This window comes from Nocardia salmonicida NBRC 13393, from assembly GCF_001613085.1.
Taxonomy (GTDB): domain Bacteria; phylum Actinomycetota; class Actinomycetes; order Mycobacteriales; family Mycobacteriaceae; genus Nocardia; species Nocardia salmonicida.
On the sequence record NZ_BDBR01000008.1, the window covers coordinates 95935 to 117337 of the forward strand.

Genomic DNA, 21403 nt, shown 5'->3' on the forward strand with positions numbered 1-21403 from the left:
ACCATCCGAGCTTTTTCCGCCGGGGCGCAGGTCGCCGACCTCCTCGGTGATCTCGACACCCGGATGACGTGTTCGCGAATCCTGGACTCCCCGGCCGGTTTCCGCCGGAGCCGTACTCGCCGTCTGGCTACCCTGGCTGATATGGATATCGACGCGGTGCTCTTCGACTACTCGGGCACGGTCTTTCGTTTGGAAGACGACCGGACCTGGGCCGACGAACTCGTCGGCGACGACGGCACACCGTTCGACATCGCGGCGAAAGCCGAAGTGCTGCGGCGGATGACGGCCCCGGTCGAGCAGTTCATGACCTTCGACGCGGCGGGCCAACATGCCTGGGACAACCGCGATCTCGACCCCGCCCTGCACCGCCACGCCTATCTGGAGGTGCTGCGCGGTTCCGGCCTTCCCGGCACCCAGGCGACGCGCCTCTACGAACGCCTCATCGACCCGCTCACCTGGACTCCGTACCCCGATACCGGCACTGTCCTGAAATCACTCGCCGCCCAGGGAATCCCGGTCGGCATCGTCAGCAATATCGCCTTCGACATCCGCCCCGCCTTCGCGAAGCACGGCTGGACGGACCTGATCGGTGCGATGACCCTGTCTTACGAAATAGGCGCCATCAAACCGAACGCCCAGATCTTCCGCGACGCCACCGACCGCCTCGGTGTCGACCCCGAACGTGTCCTCATGATCGGCGACAGCGCCGAAGCCGACGGCGGCGCCACCTCCCTCGGTGCCCGCTTCGCCCTCGTCGACGCGGTCCCCACCATCGATCGCCCCCGCGCCCTCATCGACGCACTCGCCGGACATGGCATCCGAACTGCCGACTGACCGCATGCGGGCGACTCGTCGATCGATAGTCGTGCCCGGCAACCGACTCCTATGCCCCGGTCGAGACGCCCGCGGACGCTTACAGCCGTGCGAACCAGCGCGAGGCGCAGGTCAGCGTTCGCGGGTGAACCAGGCCCGGGCCGAGGGTCGAAGCAGCATCCCCGCGACCGCGGCATTGGCGACGACGCCGACCACGCCCGGCGGCAGCCCGGTGAGAATGCCCGTCGACGACACCAGGCACGCCAGCACCGCGACCCCGATCGCCGCCTTGCGCACCAGGTCACCGCCCTGCCGGAACAGCAGCACCAGCGGAACCAGCGCGAAGGACGGCAGATACCCGGCGAGCAGCGCGCCGAGCGAGCCGCCCAACGCCACCGTGATCGCGATCAACACCACGCCGACAGCGGTGGCAACCGCGGCGATGAGCCGCGCCCCGCGCACCGTCCCCGGCATGGCCCCCTGCAGGGACGCCTCGTCGTCGTAGAGGTCATCGCCGGTTTGCGGCAGGGCGGCGGCATTGCTCATCGGACGTCCTTTCGGGCACATAATCCGAGCACTCACGCTACACAGGCGGGCGCACAGCTCACCCCGGCGACCTCGCGAGCAGGTTTGCGCCGGCCCCGCTGATCAGCAATCCCGAGCAAACTCGGGCGGTGCCCGACTCGCCATCGAGCAGAGCCCACACAAGGCCGTCGACCCGCCGACCACAATGGCCGTCGTCCTGATCTCCTTGCTGCCGGTTCGGACGGTTTCGTCGCGCCCGGGTAGGGCTGAGTCCGTGCGGCGTTACTGGAGGCGGAAAGCATTGTGCCAGCATGGTTTCGGTGCCGACCAAGGGTCGCCCGCGCCAGTCGGTACCTCGGCGGTGCGGACCTGTCGGAGTCCCTCGCTAGGCTGGATGGGTGGCAGATCCCGCGACGTACCGGCCGGCGCCGGGCACGATCCCCGTCGAACCCGGTGTGTACAAGTTCCGGGACGTGCACGGGCGGGTCATCTATGTCGGTAAGGCCAAGAGCCTGCGGAGTCGGCTGAATTCCTACTTCGCCGATGTGTACTCGCTGCATCCGCGTACCAAGCAGATGGTCACCACGGCGGCCGCCGTCGAGTGGACGGTGGTGTCCACCGAGGTGGAGGCGCTGCAGCTCGAGTACAACTGGATCAAGGAATTCGATCCTCGGTTCAATGTGCGCTACCGCGACGACAAGACCTACCCGGTGCTCGCGGTGACCCTCAACGAAGAGTATCCGCGGCTGTTCGTCTACCGCGGGGCACGCAAAAAAGGCGTTCGGTACTTCGGCCCCTACGCCCACGCCTGGGCGATCCGCGAGACCCTCGATCTGCTGCTGCGGGTGTTCCCCGCGCGCACCTGCTCCAACGGAGTCTTCAAGCGGCACAACCAGATCGGGCGCCCCTGCCTGCTCGGCTACATCGACAAGTGCTCGGCGCCCTGTGTGGGCCGGGTCAGCGCCGACGAGCACCGCCAGATCGTCGAGGACTTCTGCGACTTCCTCTCCGGCAAGACCGACAAGATGGTGCGCGCGCTCGAACGCCGCATGCACGAGGCCGCTGAAGACCTCGACTTCGAGAACGCCGCCCGCCTGCGTGACGACGTGCAGGCGCTGCGCCGCGCGCTGGAGAAGCAGGCCGTGGTGCTCGGCACCGGCACCGACGCCGATGTGATCGCCTTCGCCACCGACGAACTCGAAGCCGCGGTCCAGATCTTCCACGTCCGCGACGGACGCGTGCGCGGCCAGCGCGGCTGGGTCGTCGACAAATCCGGCGACGCGCTCGACGTCGCGGAATCGGGCACCGAGATGGCGGCCCTGGTCGAACAGTTCCTCACCCAGTTCTATGGCGAACAGGCCGCCATGGCCGATCAGAACGGCGACGCGGCCATCGTCGTCCCGCGCGAGGTGCTGGTGCCCGAACTGCCCGCCGACGCCGAGGAGATCGGTGAGTGGCTCAGCGAGATGCGCGGCTCGGCGGTCTCGCTGCGCATCCCGCAGCGCGGCGACAAGAAGGCGCTCGCCGAGACGGTGCAGCGCAACGCCGCCGAGGCACTGGCCCAGCACAAGCTCCGCCGCGCCGGTGATCTCACGTCGAGATCGCAAGCGCTGCAAGACATTCAGGACGCGCTCGAACTCGACAGCGCCCCGCTGCGGATCGAGTGCGTCGACATCAGCCACGTGCAGGGCACCGACGTGGTCGCCTCGCTGGTGGTCTTCGAAGACGGATTGGCGCGCAAGTCCGACTACCGCCACTACGCGATCAAGGAGGCCGCGGGCGACGGCCGCTCCGACGATGTCGGCAGCATCGCCGAGGTGACCCGCCGCCGCTTCGCCCGCCTGGCCCGCGACCGTGAACAACCGGTCGAGATCGAGCCCGACGAGGTCGACGAACCCGCCTCACGCCCCGGCATCGACCCCACCACGGGCCGCCCGCGCCGCTTCGCCTACCCGCCCAACCTCTACGTCGTCGACGGCGGCGCACCCCAGGTCGCCGCCGCCGCCGAGGTCCTCGACGAACTCGGCATCACCGACGTGGCGGTGATCGGCCTGGCCAAACGCCTCGAAGAGGTATGGGTACCCGGCGAAGCCGACCCGGTGATCATGCCGCGCAACAGCGAGGCGCTGTTCCTGCTGCAACGCGTACGCGACGAGGCCCACCGTTTCGCCATCACCTTCCACCGCAGCAAACGCTCCCGTCGGATGACGGCATCGGCACTGGACTCGGTGCCGGGCCTCGGCGAGACGAGGCGAACGGCCCTGGTCACCCACTTCGGCTCGGTCGCCAGGATCAAGGACGCGACCGTCGAGGAAATCACCTCGGTGCCCGGAATCGGAGTATCGACGGCGAAAGCAGTGCTCGCGGCACTCAACAGTCCGTAACCGCGACGGGCGGGATCGCAGGACGCAAGATTGCGTGTGCCGTACGTTGTGTGTCTGCGCCCGATACCCGAACCGGTGCGGGATGATCGAAAGGCACCCAGAAACGGATCCGGTAGGACATGACACGCGTCGAATCGAATAACAATGCGGGGGCGGCACCCGGTCAATCCGGGACGGTCACCGACACACAGCAACCAGTAGAAGTGGTCATCGTGACCGGCTTGTCCGGCGCGGGCCGCGGCACTGCCGCGCGCGTGCTGGAGGACCTGGGCTGGTACGTGACCGACAATTTACCGCCCGAACTGATCGGGCGGATGATCGAACTAGGCGCCGCCGCCGACCCGCCGATCCGTCGGCTCGCGCTGGTCATGGACGTGCGCAGCCGATTCTTCACCGGTGAGCTGTCCGGCGTCACCGAGCAGTTGCGCGGCGCGGGCATCCGCACCAGAGTGCTGTTTCTCGAAGCGTCCGACGATGTGCTGATCCGGCGATTCGGCTTCGCCCGACGCCGTCATCCGCTGCAGAGCGACAGCCCCGACGGGACGCTGTCGGCCGGGCTCACCGCCGAACGAGCCAGGCTGGCCCCGGTCAAGGGCGCCGCCGACCTCGTCATCGACACCACCGAGCTGTCGATCCACCAGCTGCACCGCAAGCTGGAGGAGGCATACGGCGCGGGCGCGCCAGCCGCACTGCAACTGACCGTGCAATCATTCGGCTTCAAGTACGGTGTTCCCCTCGACGCCGACATGGTGTTGGACGTGCGATTCCTACCCAACCCGCATTGGATTCCGGAGTTGCGGGAACACACAGGACAGGAGTCGGTGGTCAGCGATTACGTGCTGTCCAGGCCCGGTGCGCGGGACTACCTGCAGACCGGCAAACACTTGGTCGACTTGACGACGACCGGATACCGCCAAGAGGGGAAGCGATACATGACCGTGGCAGTGGGGTGCACCGGCGGCAAACATCGCAGTGTCGCTATCGCCGAGGCACTGGGTGAGCGCATCGGCGCCGATACCGGACACGCGGCGGTGGACGTCGTTCGCGTCGTGCACCGGGATCTGGGGCGCGAATGAGTGGAACCGAAGCCGACCCAGCGGTTGTCGCGTTGGGCGGTGGACATGGGCTGTACGCGACATTGACAGCGGTGCGAAGGCTGACGCGGCGGATCACCGCCGTGGTCACCGTCGCCGACGACGGTGGGTCGTCCGGTCGGCTACGCGCCGAGCTGGGCATGCTCCCGCCGGGAGATCTGCGGATGGCCCTCGCGGCGCTGTCCGAGGACGCCGGCGACGTATGGACCACGACGGTGCAGCACCGCTTCGGCGGCACCGGCGCGCTCGCCGGGCACTCGGTGGGCAATCTGATTCTGGCCGGACTCACCGACATCCTCGGTGACCCGGTGGCCGCGCTCGACGAGGTGGGCCGCCTGCTGCGGATCACCGGCCGGGTGCTGCCGATGTCGCCGATTCCGCTCGACATCGAGGCCGAAGTGTCGGGCCTCGAGTCGGATCCGCGGATCGGCCGGTGTGTACGCGGTCAGGTTGCGGTGGCGACCACGCCGGGTAAGGTCCGGCGGGTGCGGCTGATTCCGTCCGATCCGCCTGCCAGTCCCGAGGCGACCGCGGCCATCGAAGACGCGGATGTTGTTGTGCTGGGACCTGGTTCGTGGTTCACCAGCGTCATTCCGCATGTCCTCGTGCCGCAATTGCACGCGGCGCTGGTACGCACGGAGGCACGCAAAGTGCTCGTACTGAATCTGGCGGCCGAGCCGGGCGAGACCGCCGGCTTTTCCGCGGAACGTCATCTGCATGTATTGTCCCAGCACGCACCGGATTTCGCGGTCGACGATGTGCTCGTCGACTCGGCGTCGGTGCCCGAGGGGCGGCAACGGGAACATGTGGCAAGAGCCGCCGAACAGTTGCGTGCACGGGTAACGTTCTGCGATGTCGCCGAGCCGGGAACGGATCGGCATCATCCCGGAAAACTTGCCGCCGCACTGGATCAGCTGATCCGGTCGCCGCGGTCGCAACTGGCAGGGCTTCGAGTCGAGGGACGGCACAGTGTCTCAGATGTGCGTTCCGGGTCGGTGGGAAAGGAGCGCGTCTCGTGGCGATGACAGCCGAGGTGAAGGACGAGCTGAGCAGGCTCGTGGTATCGCAGGTCAGCTCGCGCAAAGCGGAACTGTCGGCGTTGCTGCGGTTTGCGGGCGGTCTGCACATCGTGGGGGGAAGGGTGATCGTGGAAGCCGAGGTGGACATGGGGTCCATCGCCCGGCGATTGCGCAGAGAGATTTTCGAGCTGTACGGATACGGCTCCGACGTGCATGTGCTCGGCGCGGGCGGGTTGCGTAAGACCTCCCGCTACGTCGTGCGGGTGTCGAAGGAAGGCGAGGCGCTGGCGCGCCAGACCGGGTTGCTCGACGTGCGCGGACGTCCCGTGCGCGGGCTGCCCGCACAGGTGGTCGGCGGCAGCATCGGTGATGCCGAAGCGGCATGGCGTGGCGCGTTTCTCGCGCACGGTTCGCTCACCGAGCCGGGTCGTTCCTCGGCGCTCGAGGTGAGTTGCCCCGGGCCGGAGGCGGCATTGGCGCTGGTCGGCGCGGCGCGCAGGCTCGGCATCACCGCGAAGGCGCGCGAGGTGCGCGGCACGGATCGGGTCGTGGTGCGCGACGGCGAGGCGATCGGCGCCCTGCTCACCCGCATGGGCGCGCAGGACACCCGGCTCACCTGGGAAGAACGGCGGATGCGCCGTGAGGTGCGGGCCACCGCCAACCGGCTCGCCAACTTCGACGACGCGAACCTGCGTCGTTCGGCGCGTGCGGCCGTCGCGGCGGCGGCTCGGGTGGAACGGGCGCTCGAGATCCTCGCCGACGATGTGCCCGAGCATCTCGCCGCGGCGGGCAGGCTGCGGGTGCAGCACCGGCAGGCCTCGCTCGAGGAGCTCGGTCAGCTGGCCGAGCCGCCGATGACCAAAGACGCTGTCGCCGGCCGAATCCGGCGCTTGCTGTCGATGGCCGACCGTCGTGCCAAGGACCTCGGCATCCCCGATACGGAGTCCGCGGTGACAGCGGAACTGCTCGACGACGCGTAATAGGAATATCGACAGACTCCGCACGCCGAAAGGTGTGGCGAATCCGACGATTAGGGCAGAGCGGTCATCGATGACCGCTCTGCCCTCTATTCTGGGGGCTCCGCAGGCCTGAGGCCGGGGAGCTCACAACTCACAGGTGGCTGTCGTGAAAGGCTGGCGCGGCTACTACTGTGGTTACCGTCGGAATGAATCCGCTTGAAAGCTGAGGAGCGATAACGTGACTGTCCGGGTAGGTATCAACGGCTTCGGTCGTATCGGACGTAATTTCTTCCGTGCGGTGGAGGCGCTGAAGGCCGTCGGCGAGACCGATATCGAGATCGTCGCGGTCAACGACCTGACCGACATCAACACCCTCGCTACCCTGCTGAAGTACGACTCGATCCTGGGTCGTCTGCCGCAGGACGTCTCCGTCGAGGGCGACACCATCGTGGTCGGCGAGCAGCGCATCAAGGCGCTCGCGATCAAGGAAGGCCCCTCGGCGCTGCCGTGGGCCGACCTGAACGTCGACGTGGTCGTCGAGTCGACCGGCATCTTCACCGCCGCCGAGAAGGCCAAGGGTCACCTGTCCGCCGGCGCCAAGAAGGTCATCATCTCCGCGCCCGCCACCGGCGACGACATCACCATCGTGATGGGCGTCAACGACGACAAGTACGACGGCAGCCAGAACATCATCTCCAACGCCTCCTGCACCACGAACTGCCTCGGCCCGATCGCCAAGGTGCTCAACGACTCGTTCGGCATCGTGAACGGTCTGATGACCACCATTCACGCCTACACCCAGGACCAGAACCTGCAGGACGCGCCGCACAAGGACCTGCGTCGCGCCCGCGCCGCGGCTCTGAACATCGTGCCCACCGGCACCGGCGCGGCCAAGGCCATCGGCCTGGTGCTGCCCGAGCTGCAAGGCAAGCTCGACGGCTACGCGCTGCGCGTTCCGGTCCCGACGGGCTCGGTCACCGACCTGACCGCGACCCTGGCCAAGCCCGCCACCATCGAGGAGATCAACGCCGCGATGAAGGCCGCCGCCGAGGGCCCGATGAAGGGCATCCTCAAGTACAACGAGGACCCGATCGTCTCCAGCGACATCGTCACCGACCCGCACTCGTCGATTTACGACGCGCCGCTGACCAAGGTCATCGACAACCAGGTCAAGGTCGTCTCCTGGTACGACAACGAGTGGGGCTACTCGAACCGCCTGGCCAACCTGGTCGATCTCGTCGGCAAGTCGCTCTGATCGCGATGACAGTGCAGACACTGCAGGATCTCCTGACCGAGGGTGTCGAGGGCCGGGGCGTGCTCGTGCGCTCCGACCTGAACGTTCCCCTCGACGACAACGGCCGGATCACCGACCCGGGCCGCATCATCGCCTCGGTGCCGACCATCCAGGCGCTGGTCGATGCCGGCGCCAAGGTGGTCGTGATGGCGCACCTGGGCCGTCCCAAGGGCGAGCCCGACGCCAAGTTCTCGCTCGCTCCCGTGGCGGCGAAGCTGGCCGAGCTGCTGGGCCGCAACGTCCAGCTGGCCGGTGACGTGGTGGGCTACGACGCGCTCTCGCGCTCGGAAGGCCTCACCGACGGCGACGTGCTGCTGCTCGAGAACGTGCGCTTCGACCCGCGCGAGACCAGCAAGGACGACTCGGAGCGGGCCAAGCTGGCCGCGGCGTTCGTCGAGCTGGTCGGCGACGACGGCGCGTTCGTCTCCGACGGTTTCGGCGTGGTGCACCGCAAGCAGGCATCGGTCTACGACGTGGCACAGGTGTTGCCGCATTACGCGGGCACCCTGGTCGCGGCCGAGGTCGAGGTGCTGCGCAAGCTCACCGAGGACCCGGCCCGTCCGTACGCCGTGGTGCTCGGCGGCTCCAAGGTTTCGGACAAGCTCGCGGTGATCGAGGCGCTGGCCCCCAAGGTCGACACCCTGGTGATCGGCGGCGGCATGTGCTTCACCTTCCTTGCCGCGCAAGGACTTCCGGTCGGCGGCTCGCTGCTGCAGACCGAGATGATCGACACCTGCAAGTCGCTGCTCGAGCGCTTCGGCGACGTGCTGCACCTGCCGGTCGACATCGTGGTGGCGGACAAGTTCGCGGCCGACGCCGACACCAAGACCGTCGCCTCGACCGAGATCCCCGACGGCTGGCTCGGCCTCGACATCGGTCCCGAGTCGGTGTCGCGGTTCTCCGCGCTGCTGACCGAGGCCAAGACGGTGTTCTGGAACGGCCCGATGGGCGTGTTCGAGTTCGACGCGTTCGCCGCGGGTACCCGTGGCGTCGCCGAAGCCATCGTGACCGCCACCTCCAAGGGTGCGTTCACCGTGGTCGGCGGTGGAGACTCGGCTGCTGCCGTGCGCTCCCTCGGACTGCCCGACGACGGCTTCTCGCACATCTCCACCGGTGGTGGCGCTTCTCTCGAATACCTGGAAGGCAAAGAGCTGCCCGGTATTTCGGTGCTGGAGGGCTGAGCGATGGCAACACGGAAACCGCTCATCGCGGGCAACTGGAAGATGAACCTCAACCACCTCGAGGCCATCTCCCTGGTGCAGAAGGTGGCGTTCGCGCTGCCGGAGAAGTACTTCGCGAAGGTCGATGTGACGGTGATTCCGCCGTTCACCGATCTGCGCAGTGTGCAGTCGATCGTCGACGGCGACAAACTGCTGATCACCTACGGCGCCCAGGACGTCTCGGCGCACGACTCCGGTGCCTACACCGGTGAGATCAGCGCGGCGATGCTGGCGAAGCTGGGCGCCACCTTCGTGGTGGTCGGGCACTCGGAGCGTCGTCAGTACCACCACGAGGACGACGCGACCGTGCTGGCCAAGGCCAAGCAGGCGCTGAAGTACGAGATCACCCCGATCGTCTGCATCGGCGAGGGTCTCGGCGTCCGCGAGGCGGGTACGCACGTCGAGTACAACCTCGAGCAGCTGCGTGGTTCGCTCAAAGGTCTGACGGCGGAACAGATTTCGCAGGTCGTCATCGCCTACGAGCCGGTCTGGGCCATCGGCACCGGCAAGGTCGCCTCGGCGGGCGACGCGCAGGAAGTGTGCGGCGCGATCCGTGGCGAGCTGGAGAAGCTGGCTTCTCCGGAGATCGCCGCCGGTGTGCGCGTGCTCTACGGCGGCTCGGTGAACGCCAAGAACATCGGCGAGCTGATCCGTCAGCCCGATATCGACGGCGCGCTGGTCGGCGGTGCCTCGCTCAAGGGTGACGAGTTCGCCACCCTGTCGGCGATCGCCGCGGGCGGACCGCTGCCCTGATCGGGTACTGAACGCTGAAGGGCCGGAAACCGCTGGGTTTCCGGCCCTTCGCTTGTCGTGCGCTGCGAGGCTACTGCGCGTGCAGGATGAGGCCGTAGCCGTTGTCGTTGCGCAAGGTCAGAGTGGCCGCGTCGATGGTGGCGGTGGTTCGGCCGTCCAGCGCGCGCAGCACGTTCTGCTCGACCTCCATCACCTCCGGCGGGCACATCATCCTGGTGGTGGCGACGGCGAAGTTCACCGCGTCGCCGGGGCCGACGCCCGCGGTTCCGGTGATCCGATTGCACCCCGCGAAGCCGTTGACGGTGCCGCCGTCACCGATGGTGATAGTCGGGCTCACCTGGTCGAGGGTGGTCGAGCGGATCTGCGCGTCCGGGGTGAGCATGGTGGTGACCACCCAGGTGGTACCGGTCAGGGGCTTGTCGGGGCTCACGATCTTCTTGTCGGTGAGATGGACGGTGACGGACTTGCCCGTCAGCGTGAGCTGATCACCGTCGAGGCGCCAGGTGGGGTCGGATTCCAGGAAGGTGTTCTGCCAGGCGTCGGCGCCGTCACGGCCGTCGGTGCACGCCATCAGGGTGCTCGCCAGCGGCGAGGTGTGCACGATGTGGTTGCTCAGGTCGACGGTGCCGCCCGCGGAGTTGCAGCCGGAGTTCGCCGAGATCCGGCCGTCGGTGAAGGTGAGCGTCATCGGACCGCCGCCCGGGATCTGGTCGCCGACGACCTCGGTGGAGACGTAGGTGTGGTCCATCGGCGTGGCGGTGTCGTCCACCGGTTCCTTGTCGGCTGACCCGCACCCGGCCGCCACGGTGCCGACCAGTGCGAGCAGAACAGCCAGAGGACGAGGTGATATCCGCATGGAGCCGATGGTACGGACCACCCCGAACGCCACGGCGCGGTGTTCGGGGCGGTTCGCGAACTCGTTACCTACCCGGCCGCGTCGCCCGAGCAGATGGCGCTCGCGAATTGGCCGCTGGCCTGGTCCTCGGCGATCACTGTGCCGCCGACGGTGATCTTGCAAGAGACCGATCCGCCGTCGGCCCCGGAGAGCACGCTCAGCGAAACGAACTTCACCAGACCGGTGACCGTGACCTCCTTGGACCACGGCAGCGTCACATCGGATTCCTGTGCGACATCCAGACTTCCGTCGGAATAGGTCACCGTCGAGGTCCCGGTGCCACCGGCCTGATAGGAAACGGTGACCTCCCGGCTGACCTCGTTCTCGATCTCATTGGCGACGGTGCCGACGAGCGCGACACAACCGCCGACGATCAGCAGCAGGACCACCAGGACACCACCGAGCACCCACGGCCACACCTTCTTCTTACGTGGCGGCTGCGGGTAGCCACCCTGCTGGGGGTAGCCACCGCCAGGCGGTTGCCGGCCGTACGGCGGCGGTTGCTGACCATAGGGCTGCTGCGGATGGCCGGGTGGGACAGTCATGCGGGTTCCTCCGTGTGGTGCGGGCTCTCCGAACGACACGGGAGCTCTGTACTGATCGCTCGAAGGCGGCCAGAAGGTAACACCGCATCGAAGATTCGTGGGGATATCGTCTTGAAGCACAGGGCATCTGGTGGTTCAGGGTGATCGGGCGCAGAAGGCGGTGCCGGTAGCGCACCGTCGTCGCGGCGGAGACTGCGTGCCGGGGCACGGTGGTCGCCGGGGATATGCTCGACGCGTGGGCACTGTGGCGGCGGAGCGAATCTCGACCTGGGCGCCGTTGCGTTCGCCGGTGTTCAGGGCGCTGTGGATCGCGCAGCTCGTGTCCAATCTGGGCACCTGGATGCAGACGGTCGGCGCGCAGTGGATTCTCGTGGATCAACCGAACGCGGCGGTGCTGGTGTCGTTCGTGCAGACCGCGCTCACCCTGCCGGTGATGTTGCTGTCGATTCCGTCCGGAGTCCTGGCCGACCTGGTCGACCGGCGCAGGTTGCTGATCGGCGCGCAGGCGGGCATGGCCCTCGCCTCGCTCACCCTCACCGTGTTCACGGCCACCGGCCATACCACCCCCGCGGTCCTGCTCAGCCTGCTGTTCCTACTCGGCTGCGGGCAGGCGCTCACGGCTCCCGCCTGGCAGGCGATACAGCCCGAGCTGGTGCCGCGCGACCAGATCACGTCGGTGGCGGCGCTGGGCAGTATGAGCGTCAATATCGGTCGAGCCGTCGGGCCCGCGGTGGCTGGGGTGATCGTGTCGATAGCGGGGCCGACCGTGGTGTTCGGGTTCAACACGGTGTCGTTCATCGGCATCGTCGTGGTGCTGCTGGTGTCGAAGTGGCCGACGCGAACGAGCCCGCTGCCCAGTGAACGGCCGCTCGCGGCGTTGCAGGCGGGCACCCGGTTCATCCGCGCCGCGCCCGCGATCAGGAGGGTGCTGTTCCGTGCGAGCCTGTTCATCGCCCCCGCCAGCGCGGTGTGGTCGCTGCTGCCGGTGATCGCGCACGACCGCCTCGGACTGTCGTCGTCCGGCTACGGTCTGCTGCTCGGCGCGCTCGGGCTCGGCGCGGTGTGTGGCGCGCTCGGATTGTCACGCCTGCGGGTCCTGTTCACCCCCACCCAGCGACTCGCGCTCGCCGCGGTCCTGTTCGGCCTCGGCGCGGTCGCGGCCGCGCTGGTCCAGAATGTGGTGCTGGTCCTCGTGCTGCTGGTCGGGGCCGGGTTGGCGTGGCTGCTGGCGATGTCGACGCTGAACTCGACCATGCAGTTGCTCCTGCCCGCCTGGGTCCGCGCCCGCGGACTGTCGGTGTACATGCTGGTGTTCATGGGTGGGCAGGCGATCGGGTCGCTGCTCTGGGGCCTGGTCGCCGGTGCCTACGGCGCCGTGACGGCGCTGCTGATCGCGGCGGCGATGCTGGCATGCTGCGCCGTGAGCACCCTGTGGTGGCCGATCCGGCACAACGTCGAGGAGATCGACCTCTCCCCGGCGGCGTACTGGCCCGAGCCGCAACTCGTCGTCGAGCCCGAACCCGCGGACGGCCCCGTCCTGGTGATGCGCGGCTACGACGTGCCACCGGGCGACGTCGCCGCCTTCACCGAGTCGATGGCGCTGGTCGGGCGATCCCGGCAGCGTACGGGCGCGATGGAATGGCGCCTCTACCGCGATGTCGGCACCGTCGACCGCTTCGTGGAAGCCTTCGTCGTGCGGTCATGGGCCGAGCACATGCACCAGCATCAGGTGCGTCTGACCGCCCGTGATCGGGAGATAGAACAGGCCGTCGTCGAGTACTCCGCGGGCCCCCAGACGGTCTCACACCTGGTCGCCGTCGAGCCTGGTTAGACCAGTCGGTCCCGCACCACCTAGGATGAACGTCATGTCGCTGTTCCTCGATATCCTCCTTGTGATCACCAGCTTGCTGTTGGTGCTGCTGGTGCTGCTGCACCGCGCCAAGGGCGGCGGCTTGTCCAGCCTCTTCGGTGGCGGCGTGCAGTCGAGCCTGTCGGGCTCCACCGTCGTCGAGAAGAACCTCGACCGCATCACCATCTTCGTCGGTGTCGTCTGGTTCATCGCGATCCTCGGCATCGGCCTCGAGATCAAGTTCGCCTGAGTTCGCTCTACGTTCTGCCCTACCGGCCAGCGCACAGCATGTCGGTAGGGTTGTTTCCGCGACCTACGGGGGCTCTGCGCCGGTATCGGTTCTCGACTCAGCCCAGTAGCAGACGCCGTGCGGCGGTCTCGATCGCCGACTCGCTCAGCAGCACAGTGTCCGCGGCGGGACCGAGTGGGACGAAGCTGTCCTCGCTGGTGACTCGGGCGAGCGCTCCACGGTAGCCCGAGTCGATCAGCGCCGCGTAGACCGATTCGGAAACTCCACCGGTGCTCCGGGTTTCATCGGCGACCAACACCTTTCCGGTGGCTTCGGCGTGGTGGACCAGGTCGGTGACCGGTAGCGGATTGAGCCAGCGGAGGTCGAGCACCCGTGCGTGAATTCCTTGGGCGGCAAGGCGATTCATCGTGCGCAGACTCATCGGGACGCCGTTGCCGAAGGTGACGATGGTGAGGTCGGTGCCTTCGCCGTAGGCGCGGGCATCGCCGATCGGGATGTGGTCGGTGGCGGGGGAGGCCAGCCAGGCATCGTCTCCGGGATGGAGATCTTTGGTGTGGTACAGCGCAATCGGCTCTACGAACACGCATACTCGGCCGTCGACTCGAGCCGCTGACACGCAGGTGCGCAGCATCGCCGCCGCGTCGTCGGCGCGCGCAGGCACCGCGACGACGACGCCGGGGATATCGCGCAGCGCAGCGAGGGAATCGTCGTTGTGGAAGTGGCCGCCGAAGCCCTTTTGATAGGCGAGGCCGGCGATGCGCAAGACCATCGGATTGCGGTACTGCCCGTTCGAGAAGAACTGCAGTGTGGCCGCTTCGCCGCGGATCTGATCGGCGGCGTTGTGCACGTAGGCCAGGTACTGGACCTCGGGGATCGGAATGAATCCGGCCGATCCGGTACCGAGCGCGGTGCCGAGGACGGACTGTTCATCGAGGAGGGTGTCGAAGACCCGGCGCGCTCCGAATCGTTTTCTGAGTCCCTTCGTGACGCCGTAGACACCGCCCTTGCGGCCGACGTCCTCGCCGAATACCAGGACATCGGGGTCTCTGGTGAGGAGCTCACCGAGGGTGTGATTGATCGCCTGCGCCAGCGTCATCCGAAGGTCGGCTGTCCCGGGAGGCCGGGGCGACGATTCGCGAGGTCGTTCGTCAGCCGACGACTGTGGCGAGGGCATCGATGGACCGGGGCGGGTGACATCGTCGCGGATCGCGGTGGGATGACTCGGCGCGAGCGGTGCGATCACGGCCGCGGCGGAATCGAGCCGCGCTTCGTGAACCACCTCGTCCGCGGTCTCGCGCACGCGCGCACCGATCCGCTCGTAGCGCTCGATGAGATCGCCCGCGTCGGCGGCACCCACCGCGATCAGATAGCGGGAGGTGCCGAGAAGGGGGTCGCGGGCGAGGTCGGCGGCGATATCGGCCCGACCGCGATAGGCGGACTCGACATCGGATCCCGCGTGGCCACCGAGTCGGACCGTGCGCAGGTGCAGGAAAACCGGCACCCGCCAGGTTCGCGCCAGGTGCACCGCGTCTTCGGCGGCACCGAGAACGTCGGGCAGGTCGCAACCGTCGGCGGCGAGGTAGGTGAGCCCCGGCCGCGGGCCGTAGGCCCGTTCGATCCAGTCCGGAGCGGTCGGCACGCTGATGCCGAGGCCGTTGTCCTCGCAGACGAACACCAGCGGCATCGGCACGCCCTGATGGGCGGCATGCAGGGCGGCATTGACCGCACCGACCGCCGTCGAATGGTTCGCCGACGCATCGCCGAAACTGCACACCACCACCGCGTCAGCGGGCCACGGACACGAAACCCCTTGCTTCGCGGCCCGATCCAGCGCGAAGGCCAACCCCACCGCACGCGGCAGATGCGAAGCGATGGTCGAGGTCTGCGGGATGATCGACGCCGCCGCGCTCCCGATCACCTTGTGCCGACCACCGGAAATCGGATCAGCGGCCGCCGCCACAACCCCGAGCAGCACGTCCCGAATCGGATCCAGCCCCGGAATCTGTTTGCATCGCTGCACGAAAAAGGCCGCCGACCGATAGTGCAGCAACGCCGGATCATCGACGCGCGCCGCCGCCGCCACCGCCGCATTCCCCTCATGCCCCGAGGACCCGATGCTGTAGAACCCCTGCCGAGCGGCCCCCAACCGGCGAGCCGCCAGATCGAGATGCCGACTGGCAACCTGCGATTCGAACAATTCGATGCCGAACGCGGCATCGATGGTCTCGATAGGGTCGATCCGATCGGGCACAGCGAGACTGTCCATCGCGGCCCGAAACGCCCCATCGAGGTCAAGCGAACCCAGTGCCACCGTCACCACTCCTCGCCCGCAGTCGAGTCGACGTCCGAACCGTCGGCATGCCAAGAAAGCTACTGCGATCCTCGATGAACAACGGGCAATTCCCGCCAGAAGCGCGCAACTGCGTTATCCGCTGACGAACATCGATCTCGTAGACGGAGCTCGTGTGTGGGGTGATCCGAGTGCGCGGTAATGTCCGGTGTTCATGTGGGACGGCGATGGAGGGGCATTGACTACGCCAGGTGGGCTGGGAGGGCAGTGGGGGTATCCGCCGCAGCAGTACGGGCAGCCGCATCTTCCGCCGCAGCAACCGCAGTACCAGCAGCCGCCTGCTCAATTCGGTGCTCCGCAACCGAATTACGGTGCGCCACAGCAACCACCGGGTCCGGTCGCACCACCGGAGAGTGCGGCGGTGCAGGCTTATCTGGCGGCCGTCGCTCACCACATGACTATGGGCGGCCTCCAGGTGAGCCGGAACTGGATCGGCCCGGTGCTTTCCCTGATCGGTATCGGTGCGGTGATCAAGAGTTCGCTGAACCCGATCGAACTGGCCGTCTGTGTGGGCCATGCGGGCGAGATCTCACCCGCGACCGTTGCCGGATTCACCAGGCAGGTAGACGAATTCGCCCGCTCGATCCGCCGCCCCAGCGCCTTCGCGGTGAAAGGTAGCGCGTGCGCTGTCGCCGCGTTGATCTCCGACCGCGTACACCCGGCCAGTTTCGGCGCCGTGACCAATAAAGCCATGAGCTACGGCACCGTTGTGGTGCCCGCCGTCATCGACCTCGGCAACCGTCAGATGATGATCGCGCAGAACACTCCCGTGCTGGGATTCGCCATGTGGAGCACCGTGCGCGGTAAGGCCGGCATGTACCTCCCGGATCCGCGCGCGGTCCTGGGCTGACAGTCCCAGGGTACCGAACCGAATCTCACTGTCCCCGTACGACAATCGCTGTGATCATCGTTCGCCCGTCGCGGACGGTGGTGGTGATGAGCTGGGTGTAGAGCAGGTCTTCTGCCGACGTGCCGCCGGGGCGGCGTTCGGTCAGGTCGAGTTCGTAGTTGTCCGGACCGATCTGGTTGATCTGGGCGCAGTAGGTGGTTCCGCGCGGGACGTGCTCGTCGATGCCGCGCTGAATGGTCGGGGCCGAACCGACGGTGTCGGCGTCGGGCGCCACGAACGACCGCGCCTTCTCACCATCGCGGTCGCTGTAGAACGCGTACTCGAAGCCGAGGATCGCGCCGGGACCGGAGTTGTGGTCACCCGGACCGCGGCCGATGGTCAGGCTGCCGCGCTGTTCGTCGGCGCAAGGCAGCGGTCCAGCCGTCTTCCTGGTCGTCGGCGGGCTGGTCGCGGCGATGAGCACGGCTTCCTCTGGTTCGCTGTCTCGACCTGCCACGACGTAGGAGAGCGCCGCCACGCCGACCGCGATCGTTGCCACCGAACCCAGAACGACGAAGCCGATCCTGCTGCGACCCGTGTTCTGTGGCTCGATCCTCTTGTGCGTCCGGAACTGCGGGGGTGGCGGCGGAATCATCGGCTCCGGATCGGCCGGTCGCCACGAAGTCGGCGCGTACCCCGGCGCAATCGCGGCCGGATCAGGCCCGAGTACGTCCAGTGGTGGACCGAACGGTAACCCCGAACTCCCGTCCTCCCGCGGTCCTGTGGAAGCCACCCATCACCCTTTCCCTTCCCATGCCGGCACCTCGCATCCGACCCAAGCGCAACCTCAGCGCACGGGACACGGCAGCACCACAGGTCGGCAACCCATGATGTTCCCGGTAGGCAACTCGTCCCCCGCCACACCGATCGCCCGACATTTTAACCAGGCGCTGTCGCGAAACGGCTGGGCGGGAACCGTATGTTTCCGAAAGCGGACTGGGGCCCTCCTGCCCGGGTTGCTCTACGCCGCAGCGAGAGCGGGTGGTGAGCGAGCGCCAGGAGGCACATCCCGCGAGGCAGAGTTCCCTTACGGATACGGGTGTTGTCCGCGCTCGATGGTGGGCCGGATCGGGATTCGATCACGCCGGCCGAGATCGTCGAGGCGCAGGAGAAATTGCGTCGGTCTGCCCGTGAATGTTCGGGTACATCGACCGACGGGGTGTTCGAGTATCCCTCGTTCACCGAGAACGCGGACAGCCCTACCGCGACACATGGCTTCTTGAGCATGCAGGGCCTGATTCCGGCCGCCACCTCGCTGTGCGACGAAGCCGGGCCGCGATCATCGGGCCCGGCTTCGTCAGGTGCGCTTATTCGTCGTCGAGCAGCAGACCCGTCGCCGCGGGTTCGTCGATCACCCAGGTGGTCGACTCGATGCCGACCGCGCCGGCCGACGGGATGTCGTCGGGGGAGGCGCCGTTGACGGCGGCGGCCACCGCGGCGGCCTTGGCTTCGCCGCTGACCACGAGCATCACGTGGCGGGAGCGGTGGATCGCGGGCAGGGTCATCGTGATCCTGGTCGGCGGAGGCTTCGGGCAATTGTGCACGGCGACAACGTATTCCTTGGTTTCCTGCACTGCGGGGGAGTGCGGGAACAGGGAGTCGATGTGGCCTTCGGGGCCCATGCCGAGGACGGTGAGGTCGAACTCACCGCGCTCGTCGAGTTCGGTGTGCACGAGCTGGGCGTAGGCGGCGGCGGCTTCCTCGGGGGAGCCGTAGGCGCCGTCGGAAGGGGCGATCGGGAAGACGTGCGCCGGATCGAGCGGGACGAAGTCCAGCAGCGCCTCGCGGGCCTGGAGTTCGTTGCGGTCCTTGTCGCCGTCGGGGACGAAACGCTCGTCGCCCCAGTAGACGTAGAGGGTGGACCAGTCGATGTCGCCGGGGGACTGCCGGACTCGCTCGAGCAGGCGGATGCCGTCGCTGCCACCGGTGAGAGAGACCGACGCGTGGCCGCGTTCGGCCTGGGCGGTGACGATCACATCGACGAAGCGCTCGGCGGCCGCGTCGGCGAGAAACTCGGCGTCGTCGTGGATCTCGATCGTGTTGGCGGGGAATTCGGCACCGAGGTCGTCGTGCACGTCTACGTGGTCACTCATAGGTCACCTTCTCGATTCCGGCGAGCGCCTCGGCGTAGATCTCGTCGGCATCGAGCCGACGCAGTTCTTCGGCGAGACAATCGCGAGTTTCCCGGCGTGCCAGCGCGATCCGCTGGTCGGGTTCGCCGGTGCGGGTCAGCGTTGCCGTCCTTCCTAGTTGCGGGCGTTCGATGGCGATCGAATCGGTGGCGCGCTGGATCTCTACCTTCAACTCCCCGGTCTTGCGGATCACCGGGCAGTGCAGACGGGACGCCAGCCAACCGGCCAGGGTGTCGAGCGCGGGTTCGGAGGCCAGGCCGGACACGGTCACCGAGATGACCGGTTCGAACGGCGGCTCGTCCAGTGCCGCGGCCAGCAGTGCGCGCCAGTAGGTGATCCGGCTCCACGCCAGATCGGTGTCGCCGGTCGCATAGGAGTAGCGGCGCTTCTTGATCGCGGCCTGTGGATCGCGGGCGTAGGTGGCATCGGTGATGCGGCGCTTGGCCAGCTTGCCCACCGAGTCCATCGACGGGAAGTCCGGCGCGCCACGCGGCCACCACGCCACCACCGGGGTGTCGGGCAGCAGGAACGGGGTCACGACGCTGCTCTCGTGGTTCACCAGCGCGCCCTGCAGGCGCAGCACGATCACCTCGGCCGCACCGGCGTCACCGCCGACGCGGATCTGAGCGTCGAGGCGGGTCTCGGCATCGCGGTCACCGCGGGCCAGAACGATGACGCGGCAGGGATGTTCGCGGCTGGCATCGTTGGCGGCGTCGATCGCGTCCTCGGCCTCGGAGGAGTCCAGCGTGCACACCACCAGCGTGAGCACCCGGCCCTGGGTGATCACGCCGTTGGTCTCGCGCAACTGCACCATCCGCTTGCCGACATCGACGGTGTTGGTATCGGGCATGTCGACGATCACGGACGCCGCCATTCCCGCCCGCTGCGCGCGAGCATCTCATCGGCCGAGGTGGGACCCCAGGTACCGGCCTCGTAGGGTTCGGGTTTGCCGCCCGCGGCCCAGTGCGCGAGCACGGGATCGAGGATGCGCCAGGACAATTCGACCTCCGCGTTGACCGGGAACAGCGACGGCACGCCGAGCAGCACGTCGAGGATCAGCCGTTCGTAGGCCTCGGGAGAGGACTCGGTGAACGCCTCGCCGTAGCTGAAGTCCATGTTCACGTCGCGCACTTCCATGCCGGAGCCGGGGACTTTGGAACCGAAGCGCAAGGTGATGCCCTCGTCCGGCTGCACCCGGATGACCAGCGCGTTCTGGCCGAGTTCCTCGGTCATGGTCTGGTCGAAGGGCAGGTGCGGCGCGCGCTTGAACACCACCGCGATCTCGGTCACCCTGCGGCCGAGGCGTTTTCCGGTGCGCAGATAGAACGGCACACCCGCCCAGCGTCGGTTCTCCACATGCAGGGTGAGCGCGGCGTAGGTCTCGGTCCGCGACTGTGGATCGAAGCCCTCTTCTTGATGCAGGCCGACCACGTGCTCGCTGCCCTGCCAGCCCTCGGTGTACTGTCCGCGCGCGGTGGTCTCGTCCAGCGGCGCGACGAGTTTGGTGGCCGAGAGGGCCTTGATCTTCTCGGTGGTGAGCTGCATCGGCTCGAAGGAGGTCGGCTCCTCCATCGCGGTCAGCGCGAGCAACTGCAACAGGTGGTTCTGGATGACGTCACGCGCGGCGCCGATCCCGTCGTAATAGCCTGCGCGACCGCCCAATCCGATGTCCTCGGCCATGGTGATCTGCACGCTGTCGACATAGTTGGCGTTCCAGATCGGCTCGAACAACTCGTTGGCGAAGCGCAGCGCCAGAATGTTCTGGACCGTTTCCTTGCCGAGGTAGTGGTCGATGCGAAAGACCTGCTCTTCGGGAAAGACCCGGTTGACCAGGGCATTGAGTTCCTTGGCGCTGGTCAGATCGTGGCCGAACGGCTTCTCGATCACCACGCGCCGCCACGGGGTGTACCCGTCGGGGTCCGGGGTGGCCTGAGCCAGATTGTGCTCGGAGAGCTGATCGAGCACCACGGGGAACATATTCGGCGGAATCGACAGGTAGAAGGCGTAATTGCCGCCGGTGCCACGGGTCTGGTCGAGAGTGTTCAAAGTGTCGGCGAGCGTCGCGAAGGCCGCGTCGTCGTCGAAACTGCCCTGCACGAACCGCACTCCCTCGGCCAGGTGGTCCCAGACCTCCTGGCGGAAAGGGGTGCGCGCGTGCTTCTTCACCGCCTCGAGTACCACCGAGGCGAAGTCTTCGTCGGCGTAGTTGCGCCGAGCGAAGCCGACCAGAGCGAAACCAGGGGGAAGCAACCCCTGGTTCGCCAGGTCATAGATGGCCGGCATCAGCTTCTTACGGGACAGATCTCCGGTGACGCCGAAGATCACCATGCAGCACGGGCCCGCGATGAAGGGGACCCGTTTGTCGCGTTCGTCGCGCAGCGGGTTGTGCCACAGCCCCGCCGCCTGATCCGTCGATGCTGTGCCGGCCATCG

At 67.4% G+C, this 21403-nt stretch carries 19 protein-coding genes; 11 read left to right on the forward strand and 8 right to left on the reverse strand.

Annotated elements, in window-relative coordinates:
* Positions 1-141 precede the first annotated feature (141 nt).
* A complete protein-coding gene (locus tag NS1_RS08250) occupies positions 142-834 on the forward strand; it encodes an HAD family hydrolase (protein WP_062983064.1) in 693 nt (230 codons plus the stop codon).
* A gap of 111 nt (positions 835-945) precedes the next feature.
* Here the strand turns inward: NS1_RS08250 and NS1_RS08255 are convergent, their stop codons facing one another.
* On the reverse strand, positions 946-1359 hold the full coding sequence (locus NS1_RS08255; RefSeq protein ID WP_062983066.1) for a hypothetical protein: 414 nt from the start codon (positions 1357-1359) through the stop codon (positions 946-948).
* A 377-nt stretch (positions 1360-1736) separates the two neighbouring features.
* Here NS1_RS08255 and uvrC point away from each other — a divergent pair, with 377 nt between their 5' ends.
* The 7 genes from uvrC to tpiA all read left to right on the forward strand — a co-directional run bounded on the left by uvrC (position 1737) and on the right by tpiA (position 10061).
* A complete protein-coding gene (gene uvrC, locus NS1_RS08260) occupies positions 1737-3722 on the forward strand; it encodes an excinuclease ABC subunit UvrC (protein WP_056810486.1) in 1986 nt (661 codons plus the stop codon).
* 119 nt (positions 3723-3841) lie between these two features.
* Positions 3842-4798: an RNase adapter RapZ gene (gene rapZ, locus NS1_RS08265; protein ID WP_062983068.1), complete on the forward strand. Its 957-nt coding sequence runs from the start codon at positions 3842-3844 to the stop codon at positions 4796-4798.
* Positions 4795-5841 carry a gluconeogenesis factor YvcK family protein gene (locus NS1_RS08270; protein WP_056810479.1) on the forward strand — a complete coding sequence of 349 codons (1047 nt, stop codon included), beginning with the start codon at positions 4795-4797 and terminating at the stop codon, positions 5839-5841. The genes rapZ and NS1_RS08270 overlap by 4 nt, the downstream gene beginning before the upstream one ends.
* A complete protein-coding gene (whiA, locus tag NS1_RS08275) occupies positions 5832-6815 on the forward strand; it encodes a DNA-binding protein WhiA (protein WP_056810477.1) in 984 nt (327 codons plus the stop codon). The genes NS1_RS08270 and whiA overlap by 10 nt, the downstream gene beginning before the upstream one ends.
* A gap of 217 nt (positions 6816-7032) precedes the next feature.
* On the forward strand, positions 7033-8049 hold the full coding sequence (gene gap / locus NS1_RS08280) for a type I glyceraldehyde-3-phosphate dehydrogenase (RefSeq protein WP_056810475.1): 1017 nt from the start codon (positions 7033-7035) through the stop codon (positions 8047-8049).
* A gap of 5 nt (positions 8050-8054) precedes the next feature.
* On the forward strand, positions 8055-9269 hold the full coding sequence (locus tag NS1_RS08285) for a phosphoglycerate kinase (RefSeq protein WP_062983070.1): 1215 nt from the start codon (positions 8055-8057) through the stop codon (positions 9267-9269).
* Between the two features lie 3 nt (positions 9270-9272).
* Positions 9273-10061 carry a triose-phosphate isomerase gene (tpiA, locus tag NS1_RS08290; protein ID WP_062983072.1) on the forward strand — a complete coding sequence of 263 codons (789 nt, stop codon included), beginning with the start codon at positions 9273-9275 and terminating at the stop codon, positions 10059-10061.
* A gap of 70 nt (positions 10062-10131) precedes the next feature.
* On the opposite strand, the gene NS1_RS08295 is transcribed toward tpiA, so the two are convergent.
* Both NS1_RS08295 and NS1_RS08300 read right to left on the reverse strand, forming a co-directional pair.
* Positions 10132-10917 (reverse strand): META domain-containing protein, encoded by a 786-nt coding sequence (locus tag NS1_RS08295; protein ID WP_062983501.1) that lies wholly within the window; start codon positions 10915-10917, stop codon positions 10132-10134.
* Positions 10918-10985: 68 nt separating this feature from the next.
* The gene (locus NS1_RS08300; protein ID WP_062983074.1) at positions 10986-11501 is read right to left on the reverse strand and encodes an MmpS family transport accessory protein; all 516 of its coding nucleotides are present in this window, start codon (positions 11499-11501) and stop codon (positions 10986-10988) included.
* Between the two features lie 235 nt (positions 11502-11736).
* Between NS1_RS08300 and NS1_RS08305 the strand changes: the two genes are divergently transcribed.
* Positions 11737-13332, forward strand: a complete 1596-nt coding sequence (locus NS1_RS08305) for an MFS transporter (protein WP_062983076.1) — start codon at positions 11737-11739, stop codon at positions 13330-13332.
* Between the two features lie 34 nt (positions 13333-13366).
* Positions 13367-13600, forward strand: a complete 234-nt coding sequence (gene secG, locus NS1_RS08310; protein WP_056815392.1) for a preprotein translocase subunit SecG — start codon at positions 13367-13369, stop codon at positions 13598-13600.
* A gap of 97 nt (positions 13601-13697) precedes the next feature.
* Here the strand turns inward: secG and NS1_RS08315 are convergent, their stop codons facing one another.
* Positions 13698-15866: a thiamine pyrophosphate-dependent enzyme gene (locus tag NS1_RS08315; protein WP_062983503.1), complete on the reverse strand. Its 2169-nt coding sequence runs from the start codon at positions 15864-15866 to the stop codon at positions 13698-13700.
* 262 nt (positions 15867-16128) lie between these two features.
* Between NS1_RS08315 and NS1_RS08320 the strand changes: the two genes are divergently transcribed.
* Positions 16129-16800, forward strand: coding sequence for a hypothetical protein (locus tag NS1_RS08320; RefSeq protein WP_157125132.1), 672 nt, complete (start codon positions 16129-16131; stop codon positions 16798-16800).
* 25 nt (positions 16801-16825) lie between these two features.
* Here NS1_RS08320 and NS1_RS08325 read toward each other — a convergent pair whose 3' ends face one another.
* The 4 genes from NS1_RS08325 to zwf form a co-directional block, all read right to left on the reverse strand.
* Positions 16826-17338 carry a DUF8176 domain-containing protein gene (locus NS1_RS08325; protein ID WP_157125133.1) on the reverse strand — a complete coding sequence of 171 codons (513 nt, stop codon included), beginning with the start codon at positions 17336-17338 and terminating at the stop codon, positions 16826-16828.
* Positions 17339-18146: 808 nt separating this feature from the next.
* The gene (gene pgl, locus NS1_RS08330; RefSeq protein ID WP_084503597.1) at positions 18147-18932 is read right to left on the reverse strand and encodes a 6-phosphogluconolactonase; all 786 of its coding nucleotides are present in this window, start codon (positions 18930-18932) and stop codon (positions 18147-18149) included.
* Positions 18925-19833, reverse strand: coding sequence for a glucose-6-phosphate dehydrogenase assembly protein OpcA (opcA, locus tag NS1_RS08335; protein WP_174555374.1), 909 nt, complete (start codon positions 19831-19833; stop codon positions 18925-18927). Before opcA ends, pgl begins: the two co-directional genes overlap by 8 nt.
* Complete coding sequence (gene zwf, locus NS1_RS08340; RefSeq protein ID WP_056810428.1) at positions 19830-21401, reverse strand: glucose-6-phosphate dehydrogenase; 1572 nt, start codon at positions 21399-21401, stop codon at positions 19830-19832. The genes opcA and zwf overlap by 4 nt, the downstream gene beginning before the upstream one ends.
* Between the last annotated feature and the right edge of the window lie 2 nt (positions 21402-21403).

What these genes read in the sequence shown, in the direction of transcription:
- NS1_RS08250 (WP_062983064.1), top strand. Translation starts at nt 142, where the DNA reads ATGGATATCGACGCGGTGCTCTTCGACTACTCGGGCACGGTCTTTCGT.
- NS1_RS08255 (WP_062983066.1), bottom strand. Translation starts at nt 1,359, where the DNA reads ATGAGCAATGCCGCCGCCCTGCCGCAAACCGGCGATGACCTCTACGAC.
- rapZ (WP_062983068.1), top strand. Translation starts at nt 3,842, where the DNA reads ATGACACGCGTCGAATCGAATAACAATGCGGGGGCGGCACCCGGTCAA.
- NS1_RS08270 (WP_056810479.1), top strand. Translation starts at nt 4,795, where the DNA reads ATGAGTGGAACCGAAGCCGACCCAGCGGTTGTCGCGTTGGGCGGTGGA.
- NS1_RS08285 (WP_062983070.1), top strand. Translation starts at nt 8,055, where the DNA reads ATGACAGTGCAGACACTGCAGGATCTCCTGACCGAGGGTGTCGAGGGC.
- tpiA (WP_062983072.1), top strand. Translation starts at nt 9,273, where the DNA reads ATGGCAACACGGAAACCGCTCATCGCGGGCAACTGGAAGATGAACCTC.
- NS1_RS08295 (WP_062983501.1), bottom strand. Translation starts at nt 10,917, where the DNA reads ATGCGGATATCACCTCGTCCTCTGGCTGTTCTGCTCGCACTGGTCGGC.
- NS1_RS08300 (WP_062983074.1), bottom strand. Translation starts at nt 11,501, where the DNA reads ATGACTGTCCCACCCGGCCATCCGCAGCAGCCCTATGGTCAGCAACCG.
- secG (WP_056815392.1), top strand. Translation starts at nt 13,367, where the DNA reads ATGTCGCTGTTCCTCGATATCCTCCTTGTGATCACCAGCTTGCTGTTG.
- NS1_RS08315 (WP_062983503.1), bottom strand. Translation starts at nt 15,866, where the DNA reads ATGGACAGTCTCGCTGTGCCCGATCGGATCGACCCTATCGAGACCATC.
- pgl (WP_084503597.1), bottom strand. Translation starts at nt 18,932, where the DNA reads ATGAGTGACCACGTAGACGTGCACGACGACCTCGGTGCCGAATTCCCC.
- zwf (WP_056810428.1), bottom strand. Translation starts at nt 21,401, where the DNA reads ATGGCCGGCACAGCATCGACGGATCAGGCGGCGGGGCTGTGGCACAAC.